This is a genomic window from Loktanella agnita, from assembly GCF_046640325.1.
GTDB classification, from domain to species: domain Bacteria; phylum Pseudomonadota; class Alphaproteobacteria; order Rhodobacterales; family Rhodobacteraceae; genus Yoonia; species Yoonia agnita.
Map to the genome: position 1 here is coordinate 42,743 of NZ_JBJMBF010000015.1, position 16,599 is coordinate 59,341.

15 protein-coding genes are annotated in these 16,599 nt (G+C 58.1%); 8 read left to right on the forward strand and 7 right to left on the reverse strand.

The features are described 5' to 3' along the window. Positions 1–67: 67 nt before the first annotated feature. Entirely contained in the window at positions 68–583 is a 516-nt protein-coding gene (locus tag ACJ5NV_RS15985) for a hypothetical protein (RefSeq protein WP_411645298.1), read from the reverse strand. After that, positions 552–3,995 (reverse strand): pyruvate carboxylase, encoded by a 3,444-nt coding sequence (locus ACJ5NV_RS15990; protein WP_411645299.1) that lies wholly within the window; start codon positions 3,993–3,995, stop codon positions 552–554. Before ACJ5NV_RS15990 ends, ACJ5NV_RS15985 begins: the two co-directional genes overlap by 32 nt. A gap of 170 nt (positions 3,996–4,165) precedes the next feature. Here ACJ5NV_RS15990 and ACJ5NV_RS15995 point away from each other — a divergent pair, with 170 nt between their 5' ends. Further along, a complete protein-coding gene (locus ACJ5NV_RS15995; RefSeq protein ID WP_411645301.1) occupies positions 4,166–4,915 on the forward strand; it encodes an SDR family oxidoreductase in 750 nt (249 codons plus the stop codon). Between the two features lie 148 nt (positions 4,916–5,063). On the opposite strand, the gene ACJ5NV_RS16000 is transcribed toward ACJ5NV_RS15995, so the two are convergent. Next, positions 5,064–6,068, reverse strand: coding sequence for a helix-turn-helix domain-containing protein (locus ACJ5NV_RS16000; protein WP_411645303.1), 1,005 nt, complete (start codon positions 6,066–6,068; stop codon positions 5,064–5,066). 144 nt (positions 6,069–6,212) lie between these two features. Here ACJ5NV_RS16000 and ACJ5NV_RS16005 point away from each other — a divergent pair, with 144 nt between their 5' ends. Beyond that, a complete protein-coding gene (locus tag ACJ5NV_RS16005) occupies positions 6,213–7,271 on the forward strand; it encodes an alpha/beta hydrolase family protein (RefSeq protein ID WP_411645304.1) in 1,059 nt (352 codons plus the stop codon). Positions 7,272–7,695: 424 nt separating this feature from the next. On the opposite strand, the gene ACJ5NV_RS16010 is transcribed toward ACJ5NV_RS16005, so the two are convergent. The 3 genes from ACJ5NV_RS16010 to ACJ5NV_RS16020 all read right to left on the reverse strand — a co-directional run bounded on the left by ACJ5NV_RS16010 (position 7,696) and on the right by ACJ5NV_RS16020 (position 9,652). Beyond that, on the reverse strand, positions 7,696–8,163 hold the full coding sequence (locus tag ACJ5NV_RS16010) for a transglycosylase SLT domain-containing protein (protein WP_411645306.1): 468 nt from the start codon (positions 8,161–8,163) through the stop codon (positions 7,696–7,698). A 187-nt stretch (positions 8,164–8,350) separates the two neighbouring features. Further along, positions 8,351–8,989 (reverse strand): imidazole glycerol phosphate synthase subunit HisH, encoded by a 639-nt coding sequence (gene hisH / locus ACJ5NV_RS16015; protein ID WP_411645308.1) that lies wholly within the window; start codon positions 8,987–8,989, stop codon positions 8,351–8,353. 63 nt (positions 8,990–9,052) lie between these two features. Then, entirely contained in the window at positions 9,053–9,652 is a 600-nt protein-coding gene (locus tag ACJ5NV_RS16020) for a TetR/AcrR family transcriptional regulator (RefSeq protein WP_411645310.1), read from the reverse strand. A gap of 96 nt (positions 9,653–9,748) precedes the next feature. Between ACJ5NV_RS16020 and ACJ5NV_RS16025 the strand changes: the two genes are divergently transcribed. After that, positions 9,749–10,369: a DUF2306 domain-containing protein gene (locus tag ACJ5NV_RS16025; RefSeq protein ID WP_411645312.1), complete on the forward strand. Its 621-nt coding sequence runs from the start codon at positions 9,749–9,751 to the stop codon at positions 10,367–10,369. 82 nt (positions 10,370–10,451) lie between these two features. Here ACJ5NV_RS16025 and hisB read toward each other — a convergent pair whose 3' ends face one another. Then, positions 10,452–11,039, reverse strand: a complete 588-nt coding sequence (hisB, locus tag ACJ5NV_RS16030) for an imidazoleglycerol-phosphate dehydratase HisB (RefSeq protein ID WP_411645314.1) — start codon at positions 11,037–11,039, stop codon at positions 10,452–10,454. A gap of 148 nt (positions 11,040–11,187) precedes the next feature. Here hisB and ACJ5NV_RS16035 point away from each other — a divergent pair, with 148 nt between their 5' ends. From ACJ5NV_RS16035 to ACJ5NV_RS16055, 5 genes are all read left to right on the forward strand, one after another. After that, the gene (locus ACJ5NV_RS16035) at positions 11,188–11,910 is read left to right on the forward strand and encodes a hypothetical protein (protein WP_411645316.1); all 723 of its coding nucleotides are present in this window, start codon (positions 11,188–11,190) and stop codon (positions 11,908–11,910) included. A 368-nt stretch (positions 11,911–12,278) separates the two neighbouring features. Continuing rightward, positions 12,279–13,379, forward strand: a complete 1,101-nt coding sequence (locus ACJ5NV_RS16040; protein ID WP_411645317.1) for an ABC transporter ATP-binding protein — start codon at positions 12,279–12,281, stop codon at positions 13,377–13,379. 79 nt (positions 13,380–13,458) lie between these two features. Next, complete coding sequence (locus ACJ5NV_RS16045; protein ID WP_411645375.1) at positions 13,459–14,574, forward strand: extracellular solute-binding protein; 1,116 nt, start codon at positions 13,459–13,461, stop codon at positions 14,572–14,574. Between the two features lie 70 nt (positions 14,575–14,644). Further along, positions 14,645–14,938 (forward strand): DUF1330 domain-containing protein, encoded by a 294-nt coding sequence (locus tag ACJ5NV_RS16050; protein WP_411645319.1) that lies wholly within the window; start codon positions 14,645–14,647, stop codon positions 14,936–14,938. After that, positions 14,935–16,599: an ABC transporter permease gene (locus ACJ5NV_RS16055; protein WP_411645321.1), complete on the forward strand. Its 1,665-nt coding sequence runs from the start codon at positions 14,935–14,937 to the stop codon at positions 16,597–16,599. Before ACJ5NV_RS16050 ends, ACJ5NV_RS16055 begins: the two co-directional genes overlap by 4 nt.

Here is a 16,599-nt window from a genome sequence, read left to right on the forward strand (position 1 = left end):
TCCGGGCTAAGGGTTTCGCGCAGGATTGATTGGAACACATGGCAATGCAAGCCGCGTGTGGCCGCGTCTATTGCCAAGCAGGCGGCACAGGGACCGGGGCGAAGCCGCTCTCTTGCAGCGCCTGCACATCATCCCCGATGCTCTGCCGCCATGCAAAACGACCGTAGATAGGCGCGTCGCTTGCATCAGCATAGCTCCAATCCACGATCATCTTAGGATCAACCGCAACGGGATCGTAGAAAAAGACCGGGTTATCCATGCTGGTCGGGACAATCTTGCCACTGATCCCGCCATCCGCGTCCTGCGTAAGGCTTTCAACGATGTATGCGGCAAGGCAGGGCGGCTGATCGCCCCGCACCACCGGGATCAAAAGCGTCAGGCTCAGATATCCCGCCGTACCATCAGCCGCAAAAGCGTTGCGGGCCACCAGAGGCCAACTGTCCTGCGCGGCGGGCAGTGTGTCGACAGGCCGGATCGCCATACAGCGCGGCAGGGCGCTGTCAGCCTGCGCCATACCTGCCGCGATCAGCCCGACCGCCAGTGCGGCAGCTCTATTCCAGTTCCACCAAGAGGTCCTTGGCATCAATCTGTCCCCCGGCCTGCACATGCACGGCTTTCACGACCGCGTCACGTTCCGCGTGAATGCCGGTTTCCATCTTCATCGCTTCGATGGTCAGTAGCAGATCACCGGTTTTCACCGCCTTGCCTGCAACAGCCGCAACGGTCGCAACGACGCCGGGCATGGGGGCGCCGATGTGGTTGGCATTGCCCGGCTCAGCCTTGGCGCGCGATACCTTATCCGACGCCGCAAGCCGGTTCAGGACCCGGATCGTGCGCGGCTGACCGTTGAGTTCAAAGAACACTTTGACCTCGCCATCCTCATTGATCTCGGACACGGCTTGCAGGCGGATTTCAAGGGTCTTGCCGGGGTCGATCTCTGCCGCGATCTCATCCCCCGGTTCCATGCCGTAAAAGAACGTCTGCGTGGGCAGGGTGCGCACCGGGCCATAGGTTTCATGGCGGGCCATGTAATCGGTAAAGACCTTGGGATACATCAGATAGCCGTTCAGGTCTTCGTCATCGACAGCGCGACCGCCCAGCTTTTCAGATAGTTCCTTGCGGGTGGCTTCCAGATCGACGGGGGGCAGGGATTTGCCGGGGCGTTCGGTGTTTGGCTTTTCGCCTTTCAGGATTTTCTTCTGAATGGCAGCAGGCCAACCGCCGGGGGGCTGACCCAGGCTGCCGCGCATCATGTCGACCACGCTATCGGGGAAGACCACATCAACCGCCGGATCTTCGACCTGCGCGCGGGTCAAGCCCTGGCTGACCATCATCAGCGCCATATCACCCACCACCTTCGACGATGGGGTGACTTTCACGATATCGCCGAACATGCGGTTCACATCGGCATAGGTCTGCGCGACCTCGTGCCAGCGTTCTTCCAAGCCCAGCGAGCGGGCCTGCGCCTTGAGGTTGGTAAACTGCCCGCCGGGCATTTCGTGCAGGTACACCTCGGACGCAGGGGCCTGCAGGCCGGATTCAAACGGTGCATAATGGGCGCGGACCTGTTCGAAATAATTGCTGATCTCGCGGATCGCGCCGATATCAAGGCCGGTATCGCGGTCCGTGCCGCGCAGCGCCTCGACAATCGACCCCAGCGTCGGCTGCGAGGTGTTGCCAGACAGCGCATCCATCGCCGCATCCACACAATCTACCCCAGCGGCAGAAGCCGCCAGCACGGTGGAAATCGCAGCACCAGAGGTATCATGCGTGTGGAAATGGATCGGCAGCCCGACCTCTTCCTTCAGCGCCTTGACCAGCTTGCTGGCGGCGGGGGCTTTCAGCAGGCCGGCCATGTCCTTCAGGCCCAGCACATGGGCGCCTGCGGCTTCCAGTTCCTTGGCCATGCCGACATAGTATTTCAGGTCGTACTTGGCCCGGTCCGGGTCCAGCATATCGCCGGTGTAACAGATCGTGCCTTCGCAGACCTTGTTGGCGTTAATCACCGCATCCATCGCGACGCGCATGTTTTCAACCCAGTTCAGGCTGTCAAACACGCGGAACACGTCAACACCTGACGCGGCCGCCTGCGCGACAAAGCTTTGCACCACGTTATCCGGGTAATTGGTATAGCCCACCCCGTTCGAGGCACGCAGCAGCATTTGTGTCATGATATTGGGCATCACCGCGCGGATATCGCGCAGCCGCTGCCACGGGCATTCCTGCAAGAACCGATAGGCCACGTCAAAAGTCGCACCACCCCAGCATTCGACGCTGAAAAGTGGGCTCATCTTCTGGGCATAGGCGGGGGCCGCGTTGATCATATCAATAGAGCGCATCCGCGTCGCCAGCAGCGATTGGTGGCCGTCGCGCATCGTGGTGTCAGTGACCAGCAGCTGTTTCTGCTCGCGCATCCAATCGGCCACCGCTTCGGGGCCAAACTGATCCAGAATATTGCGGGTGCCGGGGGTGACATCGGTGGACGGACGCACCGGCGGCTTGGGCGGCTTCACATCTGCGGCAGGGCGATTGCGCCCAGCGGTTTCAGGGTGCCCGTTCACGGTGATATCAGCGATATAGGTCAGGATTTTCGTAGCCCGGTCACGGCGTGCCTGAAAATCAAACAGCGCGGGCGTCTCATCAATGAACTTCGTGTGGTATTCATTGTTCAGGAAGGTCGGATGCTTGAGCAGGTTTTCGACAAAGGCGATATTGGTGCTGACCCCGCGAATACGGAATTCGCGCAAGGCACGGTCCATCCGGGCAATCGCCATTTCCGGGGTGGGGGCGCGAGCAGTCACTTTGGTCAGCAGGCTGTCATAGTAACGGGTGATCACCGCACCAGAATAGGCGGTGCCACCATCCAGGCGGATACCGGGGCCCGTGGCGCTGCGATACATCTGGATGCGGCCATAATCGGGGATGAAGTTATTGGTCGGGTCTTCTGTGGTCACACGACATTGCAGCGCGTGGCCATCGAGTTTCACATCATACTGGCTGGCGCAGCCCGTGGCCTCAACCAGTGATTTGCCCTCGGCAATCAGGATCTGGGCGCGGACAATATCAATGCCGGTGACCTCTTCGGTGACCGTATGTTCCACCTGCACGCGGGGGTTTACCTCGATAAAGTAGAACTCACCGCTGTCCATATCCATCAGGAATTCGACGGTACCGGCGCATTCGTAATTCACATGGGCGCAGATTTTCTTGCCCAGATTACACAGCTGCTCGCGCTGGGTGCCGGACAGATAGGGGGCAGGGGCGCGTTCCACAACTTTCTGGTTGCGGCGCTGGACGGAACAATCACGTTCCCACAGGTGATAGATCGCACCATGGCTGTCGCCAAGGATCTGCACCTCGACGTGGCGGGCGCGCATGATCATCTTTTCCAGATAGCCTTCGCCATTGCCAAAGGCGGCTTCGGCCTCGCGGCGGCCCTCCAGCACTTTTTCTTCCAGCTCAGCTTCATTCATGATCGGACGCATGCCGCGACCGCCGCCGCCCCATGACGCCTTGAGCATCAGGGGATAGCCAACCTCTGCCGCCTGTGCGCGGATCGCATCCATATCATCGCCCAACACCTCGGTCGCAGGGATGACCGGCACGCCAGCCTCTATCGCGACCTTGCGGGCGCTGGCCTTGTCACCCAGCTTGCGCATCGTGGCGGCCTTTGGGCCGATAAAGGTGATCCCGTTTGCAGCACAGGCATCCACAAAATCAGGGTTTTCGGACAGCAGACCGTAACCGGGGTGGATCGCATCCGCGCCAGACATCTTGGCGACGCGAATGATTTCATCAATCGAAAGATAGGCCGCAACCGGGCCCATGCCCTCACCGATGCGATAGGCTTCATCAGCCTTGAAACGATGCAGGCCCAGCTTGTCTTCTTCGGCAAAGACAGCGACGGTTTTCTTACCCATCTCATTGGCGGCCCGCATGATACGGATCGCAATTTCGCCACGGTTGGCAATCAGAATCTTGTTGAACTCGGCCATATCGCTCCCTTTCGCACTTGCAGCATTGTTGGCGCGCGCAGGGCAGATGTCCAGCCCTCTCGTAAAATCCCGTTAGCGCTAACCGTACATTGTGTCGCATGACGCTGCGCAATTCGGAACGAAACAATAGAGCGACTGTTAGGGATGAGAATGAAAAAAGAGGAAACATCATGACCAGATTTATCGGCAGAACTGTCCTGATCACCGGCGGCACCAGCGGGATCGGCCTTGCGACCGCAAAACGGATCGCGGCAGAGGGCGGCGAAATCATCGTCACAGGCACCACAGAAGAACATTTGCAGGACGCAGCCAACCAGCTGCCCACCAACAGCCATGTGCTCAAAAACGACGCCTCTGATCCAGCGGCCGCACAGCAATTGGCGCAAGAGGTGAAAGAGCGCGTCGGCCAACTCGACGCGGCCTATCTGAACGCGGGCTTTGGCAAGAATATGGCCACCGAGGACGTGGACGCGACAGGCTTTGACGCCATGATGGACGTCAACGTGCGGGGCGTCGCCTTGCAGATGGCCGCCCTGAAACCGCTGATGAAAGATGGCGGCGCGGTGCTGGTCACCTCATCCGTCGCGCCCTATCTGGGCGGGCCAAAAGGTGCGATCTATGCCGCAACCAAGGCCGCCTGTCTGGCCATGGCGCGCAGCTGGGCACGTGACCTTGCCCCGCGCAACATCCGCGTGAACGCCGTGGCCCCCGGCCCGATCGAAACCAACTTCTTTGAGGATCTGGGCGAAGGCGGCGACAAAGCCGCGCAGATGAAAAAACAGATCTCAGACAACGTGCCGCTCGGACGGATGGGTAAACCCGAAGAGGTCGCCGCCGTCACAACCTTCCTGCTCTCGGATGACGCCGCCTATGTGACTGGCTCTGAATATATGTGCGACGGCGGTATGACGCTGCGCTAAGCGACACAAAGACCGGGCACTTTTTTATGTGCCCGGTCTTACTTGTGTGGAAGCCTGTGAGGCGCAACCAGCAATGCTGCGAACCCCAAGTGACGAATACTGCACTTTTATCAAACGTCGGTTTTTGTTGGCGCGCCAACGGGATCGCTCATTCTGGCCGACGGAAATTGCTGCGCCATTGCGATGGGCTTTGACCGGTGATGCGCAGGAATTCACGGTTGAAATTGGATTTTGTCGCAAAGCCAGCGGCCAAGGAAACGTCAAGAACAGAACGATCAGTACTCTTTAGCATCTGGCACGCATCCTGAATGCGAAACGTGTTCACAAATTGTGAAACGCTCATCTGGCGCTGCCGATTGATCGCGTTGGAGACCTGACGATCCGGCAGCCCAAGACGACGGGACAGACTGCGCAGGCTAAGATCTTCGTTGCGATGCAGTTTCTGGTTTGTGAAAAGATCCTCAAGCTTTGCAATGATATCATCGTCAACCTGCGTGCCCGGGCTGGCAGGGGTTGACGGTCTGGTCATTTCGGTCGTTTGTGGTGCGGCCTTGCCGAACACCCCTGACACCCCAATTGCGAGCGCAAACACCGTTTGAACAAACGTTAATACCAGCCCCGCATTCTGCCCTTCATTTCGTACGAAATCGTAAATCAAATATACATCCGTCAGGCCCGAAGCGATCAGGGCTGTTCCGGTCAAATACATTGCGATCAGTATTTCGCGGGTATCATTGATCGGTGACAGCGACAGATGGTCCACGCCACGACGCGCCTGCCTCAACAGTAAAATGCCAAAGCCGATATAGGTCATCAGGATCATTGCATCAGACGCATCAGGTGCAACAGCAAAGACCAGCCAATTGACCAAGACAACAGGCAAAGGCCAAAGCAATTGCGGACCCGAGAGTGTTTTGTAGGCAAGATAGGCGACCGCAGGCAAAATGGGCGCCATCAGTATTGCAAAAAGCGCTGCCCCCTCAATTTCGTAACCCCACCGCAAGGACGACAGCAATGATTGCACTGCATAAAGCGCCACCAGCAATGCGAATAATTGGTGCGCGCGTAACCGCATGTCGCGGGTCAGGACAAAGCGAATGAACAGCAGACCCAGAAACAGCGTTGCAAACAAGGGAAGCGGGACAAACAGCATATTTAGAGCATTCTTTCAGGGTGAACCACGCCGACGATAACCTCGATCGCGATATGGGACGACCTTAAACGTGTTTTAGGACGCCTGGCTTCCAAGGCTGGGGCATATCCACTGACATCTACTATCCAGCAAACGGAAAAACCGATGTCAAAATTCAAATCATTCACAAAAATCGCTGCTTTCGGTGGCGTTTTGGGTCTCTCTGTCTGGGCGGCATATGAACTGACCCGCCCGCCCTATGACGGCAATGCCGGTATCACCTATGGCACGGCCTATGCGCCTATTCGCGGCAGCGACGTTGATTTCACCATTTGGTATCCGGCCAGCCCCGGCGGCAGGGCCGTAACCGTGGGCGGCAATGGTGTGTTCTACGGCACGCCCGCTGGTCGCGGCGCGCCACATCAGGCAGGCCGCTTTCCGGTTGTCATCATCTCGCATGGGGCGGGTGGCAACGCCGGGCAATTTGGGTGGATCGCGGCGCAACTGGCCCAACAGGGCTTTGTTGTTGTTCTGCCCAACCATCCCGGCACCACAACTGGAAACGCCTCGGCTGAGGCAGCAGTGCGAGTATGGGAACGACCGGCCGATGTGACCGCAGTGTTGGACGAGCTGACAGACAACGCCAAAGCCTATCCCTATATCGACCCTGACCATATATCAGTTCTTGGGTTTTCGGCGGGCGGCTACACGGCCTTGGCACTGACAGGCGCGCGGGTTGATCCTGAGCGTTTGCAACGGTTTTGCGATGATACGGATCACGGGATGTCGGATTGTTCTTTCCTGGCGCATTTTGACGTTGATCTGCACAGCTTTGATTTGTCGCCGGCAGGCCAGGATTTGCGTGATCCCCGGATCACCGATGCGGTCATTGTTGATCCCGGCATTGTCAGCACGCTGACCGCTGAAAGTCTGGCAAAGATTGCCATACCCATGCAGGTGATCAATCTGGGTGACGAGGGTACGATACCGGCAGGTGTAGACGCTGCTGATGCCGCAAGTCTGATCCCGCGGGCGCATTACACGCGGGTTCCTGATACCAGCCACTTCAGTTTTTTGGCACAATGCAAACCTGCTGGAGCACGGATATTGGAAAACGAGGGCGAGCTGGACCCCCTATGTGACGACGCAGGCGCGCAATCGCGTGCTGAAATTCATGCCACTTTAGTCAGTTTAATCATTGGCTACTTGCAACGCGAGACTTAGCTCCAATCTGCCATTGGATAAAAGATCTCCGATGGCTGGTTTATCCCCGCAACCACAATATTATTTATCGGCGCGTCGGCGCAGGTCTCTGTCGCGTTCCAGGCTATGCGCAATCTTGACGCCCAACTTAGCTCGTTGGTGTGCCACTGCTTCTTCACCGGCCGGACAGGTTTAGCTCACTGCCAATCCGTCTTCTTTCAAAAACAGCGCAACTGAGTAGGCGTTCCTGAGAACATCAAGCCCGACAACAACAGGCTAATCTTCTACCGCCGCCACAAACAACGAAATACGTGTCGCTTTCTTTGCCACGCTGGAAACGCCTTTGTTTGGCATGTTCTGGCATCGCAGCAGTTGGCCGCGCCGCCGTCCAGCATGGTGTTTTTATTGTCGGTAATCCGTCATGCGTTGGCAGGTGGTCCATTGCTCAGCCGGGCCGCAGCCCCGTTTCCACTAACATCCCGCGCCGCTTTGCTTCGTAATAATAACCGCGCGCATACCAGCTGACCGCCGTCGCCTCGTCACCATCAGACAGCAGCCATGCCCCGCGCAGATAGCGTCCGGCGTAAATCAGATTGGTTTCCGCATCCAACAGCCCCTCTGGCGCGCCGCGATAGCCCATCGTGCGGGCTGTCTGGGGCAGGATCTGCATCAGCCCGTAATAAGGACCATTGCGCGCGGCAGGGTTATGTGTGCTTTCGCGGATGATGACACGGTGCAGCAGTGTGACCGGAATATCATGCACATCCGCATATTTGTTGATCAGACGGCGCAGCTGCGGCGTCTCATTCGGGTGTAACGGGATCGCGCGGGCGGCCGGTTGGCGGCTTTCTCTGCGACCGCACCCGGCAAGCGCTGCGGCGCTGCACAGCATAAGATGGCGGCGGGTGATCATGGGGCACTGCTCCTGATGATGCGACCGAAGAGGCCGCATTTTGTTAACGTTTCTATGCGCAGAATAAGCCTTAACAAAGCCTTGCACGTCCGCGCATCAGGGTCCGATAGAAGTCCGACGCAAGTCCGATCCCTTTCCGACAATCGGAAATCGGGATTTGTTATTCAATAACAATACCTTGCAGCGGTCAGGGTGCCCAACGTAAAAAATTCGCGATCATCCGCAATCCAGCGGCCTGGCTTTTCTCAGGGTGAAACTGCGCGCCGATGACATTGTCTCGGCCGACAATTGCGGTGACATCGCCGCCGTAATCCACATGGGCCAACCGCTCAACAGTGTTGGCGACATCCATCGCGTAGGAGTGCACGAAATAAGCATGTGCGCCCGTGCTGATGCCTTCCAACACCGGATGCGGATGGTCGATCACCAGATCATTCCAGCCCATATGCGGTACCTTCAGCGCCGGGTCCGCAGGCGCAATCCGACGTATATCCCCCGCGATCCAGCCAAAGCCCGCGGTCTTTTCATATTCATGGCCGGTCGTCGCCAGCATCTGCATTCCCACACAGATGCCAAAGAACGGGCGGGCCTTGACCGTGACCGCTTCGATGATCGCCTCAGCCAGCGAGCTGCGGCTGAACAGCTCTCCCCGGCAATGGGGAAAGGCACCGTCGCCCGGCAGCACGATCCGGTCGGCACGGGCCACAGTGTCGGGGTCAGCCGTTACGACGACCTGACCCGCGTCCGTCTCTGACGCCATCTTTTCAAAGGCTTTCTGCGCCGAATGCAGGTTGCCACTGTCGTAATCGACCAGAGCCGTCAGCATGTCCCGTCCTTTGTCGTTCTCACATCCTGCGTGACTAGGGGCTTTTGCCCTGCTTGCCAAGCGTCAGCCGCCCACGATCCGATCCAGCGCGGCCATCACATCAGCAAACGGGCCGCCATCAGGCACCGCCTGTATTTCAGCGATCAGATTGCCCGCAAGATACAGCGTGCTGTACCCGTGGATCAGTGACCAGACCTGCGTTTCCAGCACAGAGGCAGGGCGGTCCGGCGTGACGAAAGGGCGACACGCGGTGCGCAGGACGTCATAGGCGGCGGCGTTCCCATCGGACAACATGTGCTGGCGCTCGTGCGCTTCGAACCCGAACATCAGCCGAAACAGGGCCGGGTGGGCGGTGGCGAAATCCAGATAGCCCCGACAGATCGCGCGTAACCGCGCCAGATCACCCCCCGCATCGCCGGACGCTGCCAGCATTGTATTGCGTAGCTGGACAAGCCCCTGTTGGGCAATCGCCCCTTTCAGCCCGACCAGCCCGTCAAAGTGATGGGCCGGAGCGGCATGGGACACGCCCGCGCGCTGGGCGCATCGGCGCAGGGTCAATGCCTGCAACCCTTCAGAGGCAAGGATCGACAGCCCCGCCTGCACCAGCGCTGCGCGCAGATTACCATGGTGATGCGGTTTCGTTGCGGGGGGAAGATCAGACATGGCGCAAAATAAACCTTGCATTTTGACGTTGTCAAGTTAACCATCCTGACAGTGTAAAGTTCATATTTTGCGATTCATATCTGACGAAGGAATAAGATGATGTCTCTCACTTTCGCACGCTTGCGTTTTGCCCTATTCGCGTTGCTCTGCCTGTTGATTGCGGCGATGTCGGCGCGGCTGCTGATCCCGGAATTGGCACGGACAGCTGGCCACCTGCACTATCATTACGAGGCGCGTTTCCTTGCCCTTTACGGCCATATCGCCTTTGCTGTGATCGCGCTGGCGGTGATGCCGTTCCAGTTCAGCACGCGGCTGCGGGCAGCACGCCCCGGCCTGCACCGGCTGATTGGGCGCATCTATGTTGCAAGCTGCATCATTGGGGGGCTTTGTGGGTTGTGGCTGGCAGTCGGTACGCAGGCCGGGCTGGTGGCGGCCTGGGGATTTGGGTTGCTCGCCGTGGTATGGATCTGGTGCACACTGCAGGGGTTGTTCGCGGCCCGTGCCCGCGCATTTGCAGATCACAGGCGGTGGATGATCCGCTCTGCCGCGCTGACATTTGGGGCCGTCACGTTACGAATTTACCTGATCGGGGCACTGGCTGCGGGGCTGGATTTTAACAGCTTCTATCCGCTTCTGGGCTGGATTAGCTGGGTGCCAAACCTGATTATCGCCGAATGGGTGCTGCTTGAACGCCGCCCGGCAAGGGTGCGCGCATAGCGCATTTTGCTCTCTACTGGCATCACCAATGGCGCAAACGCGATTGGTGATGCCTAAATCTTATGTTAACATCGCAACGCGCTTAAAGCGCGCCCTTGGTGGATGGGATCGCATCCGCCTTGCGCGGGTCGGTTTCGACCGCTTCGCGCAGCGCCCGTGCGACGGATTTGAACGCTGCCTCGGCGATGTGATGCGCGTTGAAACCGTGCAGCTTGTCGATATGCAAGGTGATGCCGCCATGGGTGCTGAGCGCCTGAAAGAATTCGCGCACCAGTTCGGTATCAAACGTGCCGATCTTGCCAAAGGGCAGATCCAGATTGCAGATCAGATAGGGGCGGGCGGACAGATCCAGCGCGCAACGCACCTGCGCGTCGTCCATTGCCAAATGGCAGGACCCATAGCGGCGGATGCCCTTTTTATCGCCCAAGGCCTGCGACAGCGCCTGACCAAGGGCGATGCCCACATCCTCTACCGTGTGGTGATCGTCGATATGCAGATCGCCCGTGGCACGCACGGTCATGTCGATCAGCGCATGGCGCGACAGCTGGTCCAGCATGTGGTCGAAAAAACCGACCCCGGTCTGGTTGTCGTATTGCCCGGTGCCATCAAGGTTAATGGTCACAGAGATATCCGTCTCGGCTGTTTGACGGGTGATCGTCGCTGTCCGCATGGCGCGTGCCCTTTGTTTTCTTTCAATGCTCTATAGGGAAATCCGGGGCAGGGGCCAAGCCTGCTGCGCATGTTTAAGCTTTTCAGAAATTTTTAAGGGTTGGATTCGTATGGTCGACGCAGTTGGTGCCAAACATCAGGAGAATCCGATGAAAGCCCTTGTTCTGCGCGATGATGCGGATACTGCCGCACATGATGCTCAAATTCTTATGGATCAGGGGTTTCATGTCCTCTGTGTCGAAACCCTGCATACCGCGACTGCGATGGCCCGGTCCAACCATTTTGATCTGCTGATCGTGGACGAACGGATCGCAGGTCAGCTGACCCATGCGCTGGCACTTTTGGCGGAACAACGCGCGCCTGCGGTCAGCACTATTCTTGTGACCGATCGACCGGCTGAGGAAACGGATGAGCTGTTCGATTTGATCCCCAGCACCTACGCGCTGATCGGACGGGACGCGCAGCCGCAATTCATGCAACAGCTCGTCGCTTCTGCCGTGGCCGGATACGCAGCCGTCGCTGCGCGGGTCAGACGTGGGGCCGAAGCCGACGCCGCAGAGGCCGCGCTAGAGGATGATCCTGTGTTTGAGGCCGCAATTGCGGCAGAGGGTGATACGACGGACACGCCCGATTGCAGCCCCGCACCCGAAGCACCGCTTGATATTCCCACTTACGAAGACGCAGTGCGCGGTGTGCCGGAACTGGCGGAACCGGATCTTGACGATGACGCCGTGGCGTTTAGCGCCCGGTCAGAGTTTCGGCCCTTTCGTGCGCCGCGGGTGATGGCCCCAACGGTAACGACAGAGTCGATCCATCTGGCGCAGCTACATGTCATTGAACAGATGCGATCTGCGAGGGCCAGCTTTCGCTAAAATACGACAACGTCGCAATGCCCGACTGCTCCGTGCGGGGTCCAAAGAGCAGTGAGCGGCGCGGGGGTGTTTCCAAATCAGGAAATCCGCGCGCCGCCCCCAAAAAGCATTAAGAATCACAAAGAGTCACAGGGCACAAAATACCCCCATATCGCGATGGTGGTCGCCGGGATGCAACCTTTGCCACAGTGTCAGGGCACATTCGCTTCGCTGGCGCACAACCCCTTAAAAAACTGCTTAATCCCTGCGCAAATGCACAGTCTCTGACCCGCCGATACGGTTGATTTCTGGATAGTGTTTGCAAATCAGCCTCAGCAACGCTCTATTGGGGCAAATAGAAAAATCGGCTTACGGCCAGGGAGATATTGTTGTCGCAAATTGATAACGACAATGCGTTTGTCGCGTTTGAACGTGTTCAGAAGAGCTATGACGGCGAGACCCTGGTGGTCAAAGACCTTAACCTCTCTATGCCCAAAGGCGAATTTTTGACCATGCTTGGGCCGTCAGGATCGGGCAAGACCACCTGCCTGATGATGCTCGCAGGGTTTGAGACAGCCACCCACGGCGATATCCGGCTTGATGGTGTCTCGATCAACAATATTCCGCCGCACAAGCGTGGCATCGGGATGGTGTTCCAGAACTACGCGCTGTTCCCGCATATGACCGTGGCTGAAAACCTGTCCTTCCCGCTGGAAGTCCGCAAGATGGGCAAATCTGATCGGGAAAAGAAGGTGATGCGCGCGCTGGGCATGGTCCAGATGCAGGATTTCGCAGGCCGTCGGCCCGCACAGCTTTCGGGTGGTCAGCAGCAGCGGATCGCATTGGCGCGTGCGCTGGTGTTTGAACCGGAACTGGTGCTGATGGATGAACCACTGGGCGCGTTGGACAAACAGCTGCGCGAGACTCTGCAATTCGAAATCACCAATCTGGCACATGAGCTGGGGATCACCGTGGTCTATGTGACCCACGACCAGACCGAAGCGCTGACCATGTCGGACAGGGTAGCTGTCTTTGATGATGGCCGGATTCAACAACTTGCCCCGCCGGATGAGCTTTACGAGGCGCCGCAAAACAGCTTTGTGGCCCAGTTCATTGGCGAAAATAACACGCTGGAAGGCGTGGTGCAGGAAATCAAAGGCAATACCTGTATTGTCAAGCTCGACAGCGGCGACGTGATTGATGCGATCCCAGTGAACGTGTCCAAAGTGGGCGAACGCACCAAAGTGTCGATCCGGCCTGAACGGGTCGAATTCGACAAGTCACGCCTGCATGACGATGCCCATACGCTCAAAGCCGAAGTGCTGGAGTTCATCTATATGGGCGATATCTTCCGCACTCGGCTGCGCGTGGCCGGTATTGATGATTTCATCATCAAGACACGCAACGCGCCAGATCAGGTGCGTTTGAAGCCGGGCCAGCAGATCGAAATCGGTTGGCTGGCAGAGGATTGCCGCGCGCTTGACGCGTAGCGGTTCAGGCGGCCACCATCACCCGGTTGGTGGCCCGAAAACCAAACTTAAAACGGGTATGATAACGGGAGTTACGATGATGAAACTGACCAAAACACTTATGGCCTCAACGGCGCTGACAGTGGCAGGTGCCGCGGTGTCTGCCGACGGTCATATGGCCAGCGATATGACACTTGTCAGCTGGGGTGGTGCTTACCAAGCCAGCCAGGACAACGCCTATCTGCAGCCATATCTGGAAATGAACGACGGTGTGACCGCCGTTTGGGACGAATCCTCGAACGAGGCTGTGGCCAAACTGCGCGCCATGAACGAAGCCGGCAACGTCACCTGGGACGTGGTCGATGTGGTTGCATCTGACGCCATCCGCCTGTGCGACGAAGGTCTGGCGATGGAAATCGACGCTGACGAAATGCTGGCTGACGGCGACGACGGATCAAGCGCGTCTGACGATTTCGGCGACCTGCTGGTCTCTGACTGCTTTATCCCGCAGATCGTTTATTCGACCACATTCGGTTATCGCACCGATGTTGCTGAATGGAATGGCGCGACACCAGAAGACGTCTGCGCGGTGTTCGACCTTGAAACATTCCCCGGCCAGCGTTCGCTGGAACGCCGTCCGATCAACAACCTGGAATGGGCGCTGCTTTGTGACGGTGTGGCCAAGGAAGACGTCTATGACGTTCTGGAAACCGAAGAAGGCCAGGACCGGGCATTTGCCAAGCTCGACACGATCAAAGACAGCGTTGTCTGGTGGTCTGCCGGTGCCGATACGCCACAGCTGCTTGCCGATGGTGAAGTCGTGCTGGGTTCGACCTATAACGGTCGTCTGTTCAGCCTGATCGAAGAGCAGGACCAGCCCGTCGCCATGCTGTGGGACGCGCAGGTGTTTGACCTTGACGGTTGGATCATTCCCGAAGGCCTGAGCGATGAGCGTAAAGCGCGCGCGCTGGACTTCATCCGCTTTGCGACAGACACGCAGCGTCTGGCAGATCAGGCTAAATACATCTCTTACGGTCCTGCACGCGCATCTTCCGCACCGCTGGTTGGTCAGCACGCAGAGCTGGGTATCGAAATGGCACCACATATGCCAACCGATCCGGCCAACGCGACAAACACCTTCCTGTATAACTACGAATGGTGGGCTGATTACCGCGACGATCTGGACGCCAAGTTCCAAAGCTGGCTGGCCCAGTAAGCGACAAAGTGTAGGATGGGTGGTCTCATCCATCCTACCAACCACGATATCAGCGGACGGGGGGTCAGCGATGCCCAAGGGATATATTATCGGCCACATCACAGTGAACGATGCCGAGGCCTATCAGGAATATATCACCCGCGACACGCCCATGATCGCGGCCTATGGCGGCACGCCCATCGTGCGCGGTGGCACAAGCGACACGCCCGAAGGCACGGCGTTCGAGCGTCACGTTATCTTTGAATTTCCGGATTTTGAAAGCGCCAAGGCGCTTTATCATTCGCCAGAATACCAAGAAGTCGCCGAAATCCGGCGCAAGAATGCGACCAGCCAGATTGTACTGGTCGAAGGGGTTGATCCATGAGTGAACCGATGCTGGCCGCAGATGGCCGCCCGCTAAAGGCGAGCCTGAACCGGGCGTTGCGCCGGCAGAAGATCCGGGCGCTCTTGTTGATTGCGCCACTTTTGTTTTTCATCTTGCTAACCTTTATTATTCCCATCGGACAAATGCTGTTCCGGTCTGTCGAAAACCAGATTGTCGGCGACACGATCCCCCGGACGGTGGCGCAGCTAGATAGTTGGACCGCCGAAACCGGAGAGCCACCGAATGAGACCGTTTTCCGCGCGCTTTATTATGATTTGTTTCTTGCTGCAGAAGCCAAGGAACACACCCGCCTTGGATCGCGTCTGAACTACGAACAGGCCGGGATTTCATCGCTCTTTCGTAAATCGGGCCGTGGCCTAGATGATCTGGGCGATGCGTATCAGGACGTTCTGGAAGACCAGAATGACATCTGGGGCGAAGGTGCTTTCTGGTATGCGATGATGAACGCAGGCGCGGATGACACCGTTGCCGAAAGCGTGTTGCAGCAACAGCGCGGGCTGATGGCCCGGCTGACCGGTGAATCCGTGAACAGCGATATCGGCTTTGCCCCGCGTGCGGACATTGCGCAAGCGCTGCCGCTGACCACGCAGCAATATACTGATTGGGCGTTGTATACGGTCAACTTCGACGAGGACATCGTCGCGGAAGAGGACCCGTGGGAATCGATTTATGCCGCACTCGCCGATGATCTGCGCGCATCAGGTGCGGCGACGCGGATCGGTGACTACACCGGCCCCGGCGCAGAGGAATTACAAGCGGCATTCGCCAGCATCGGTGATCTGCCAGCGCAGAGCTATACCGCCGCTTTCGAAGAGATCGACGAAGATTGGCTTTCCGTGGATGTCTGGCAGACCATCCAAACCTATAGCCCGCCCTTTACCAGCGGCTATTTCCTGAATGCGATCGACCTTGAGAAAACCCCCGATGGCGTGGCTTGGCAGTCCGAGGATGAACAGATCTATCTGACGCTCTTTTGGCGCACCATGGTCATGTCGCTGGCGATCACTGTCAGCTGTATCCTGCTGGGCTATCCGGTGGCGTGGTTGCTTGCCAACCTGCCCGCCAGCAAGGCCAACCTGCTGATGATCCTTGTGCTGCTGCCGTTCTGGACCTCGCTTTTGGTACGGACGTCCGCGTGGAAGGTGCTGTTGCAGCAACAGGGGGTGATCAATGAATTGCTGGTCTGGATCGGGATTGTGGGCGATGCGAACCGTCTGGTGCTGATCAACAACGCCACCGGCACGATCATCGCGATGACGCATATCCTGCTGCCGTTCATGATCCTGCCGCTTTATTCCGTGCTCAAGACTGTCCCGCCCAGCTATCTGCGCGCGGCGAAATCGCTGGGGGCGACGAATTGGACCGCCTTCTGGCGGGTCTATTTCCCGCAATCGGTGCCGGGCATCGGCGCGGGGTCGATCCTCGTCTTTATCATGTCGATCGGTTACTACATCACGCCGGAAATCGTCGGCGGGACCAAAGGTGTCTTTATTTCCAACCGGATTGCCTATCACATCTCGTCCTCGCTTAACTGGGGGCTGGCGGCTGCGCTGGGCGCGATCCTTCTGGCGGTGGTGCTGGGGCTATACTGGCTCTACGACCGGATCGTCGGCATCGATAATGTGAAACTGGGGGGCTGA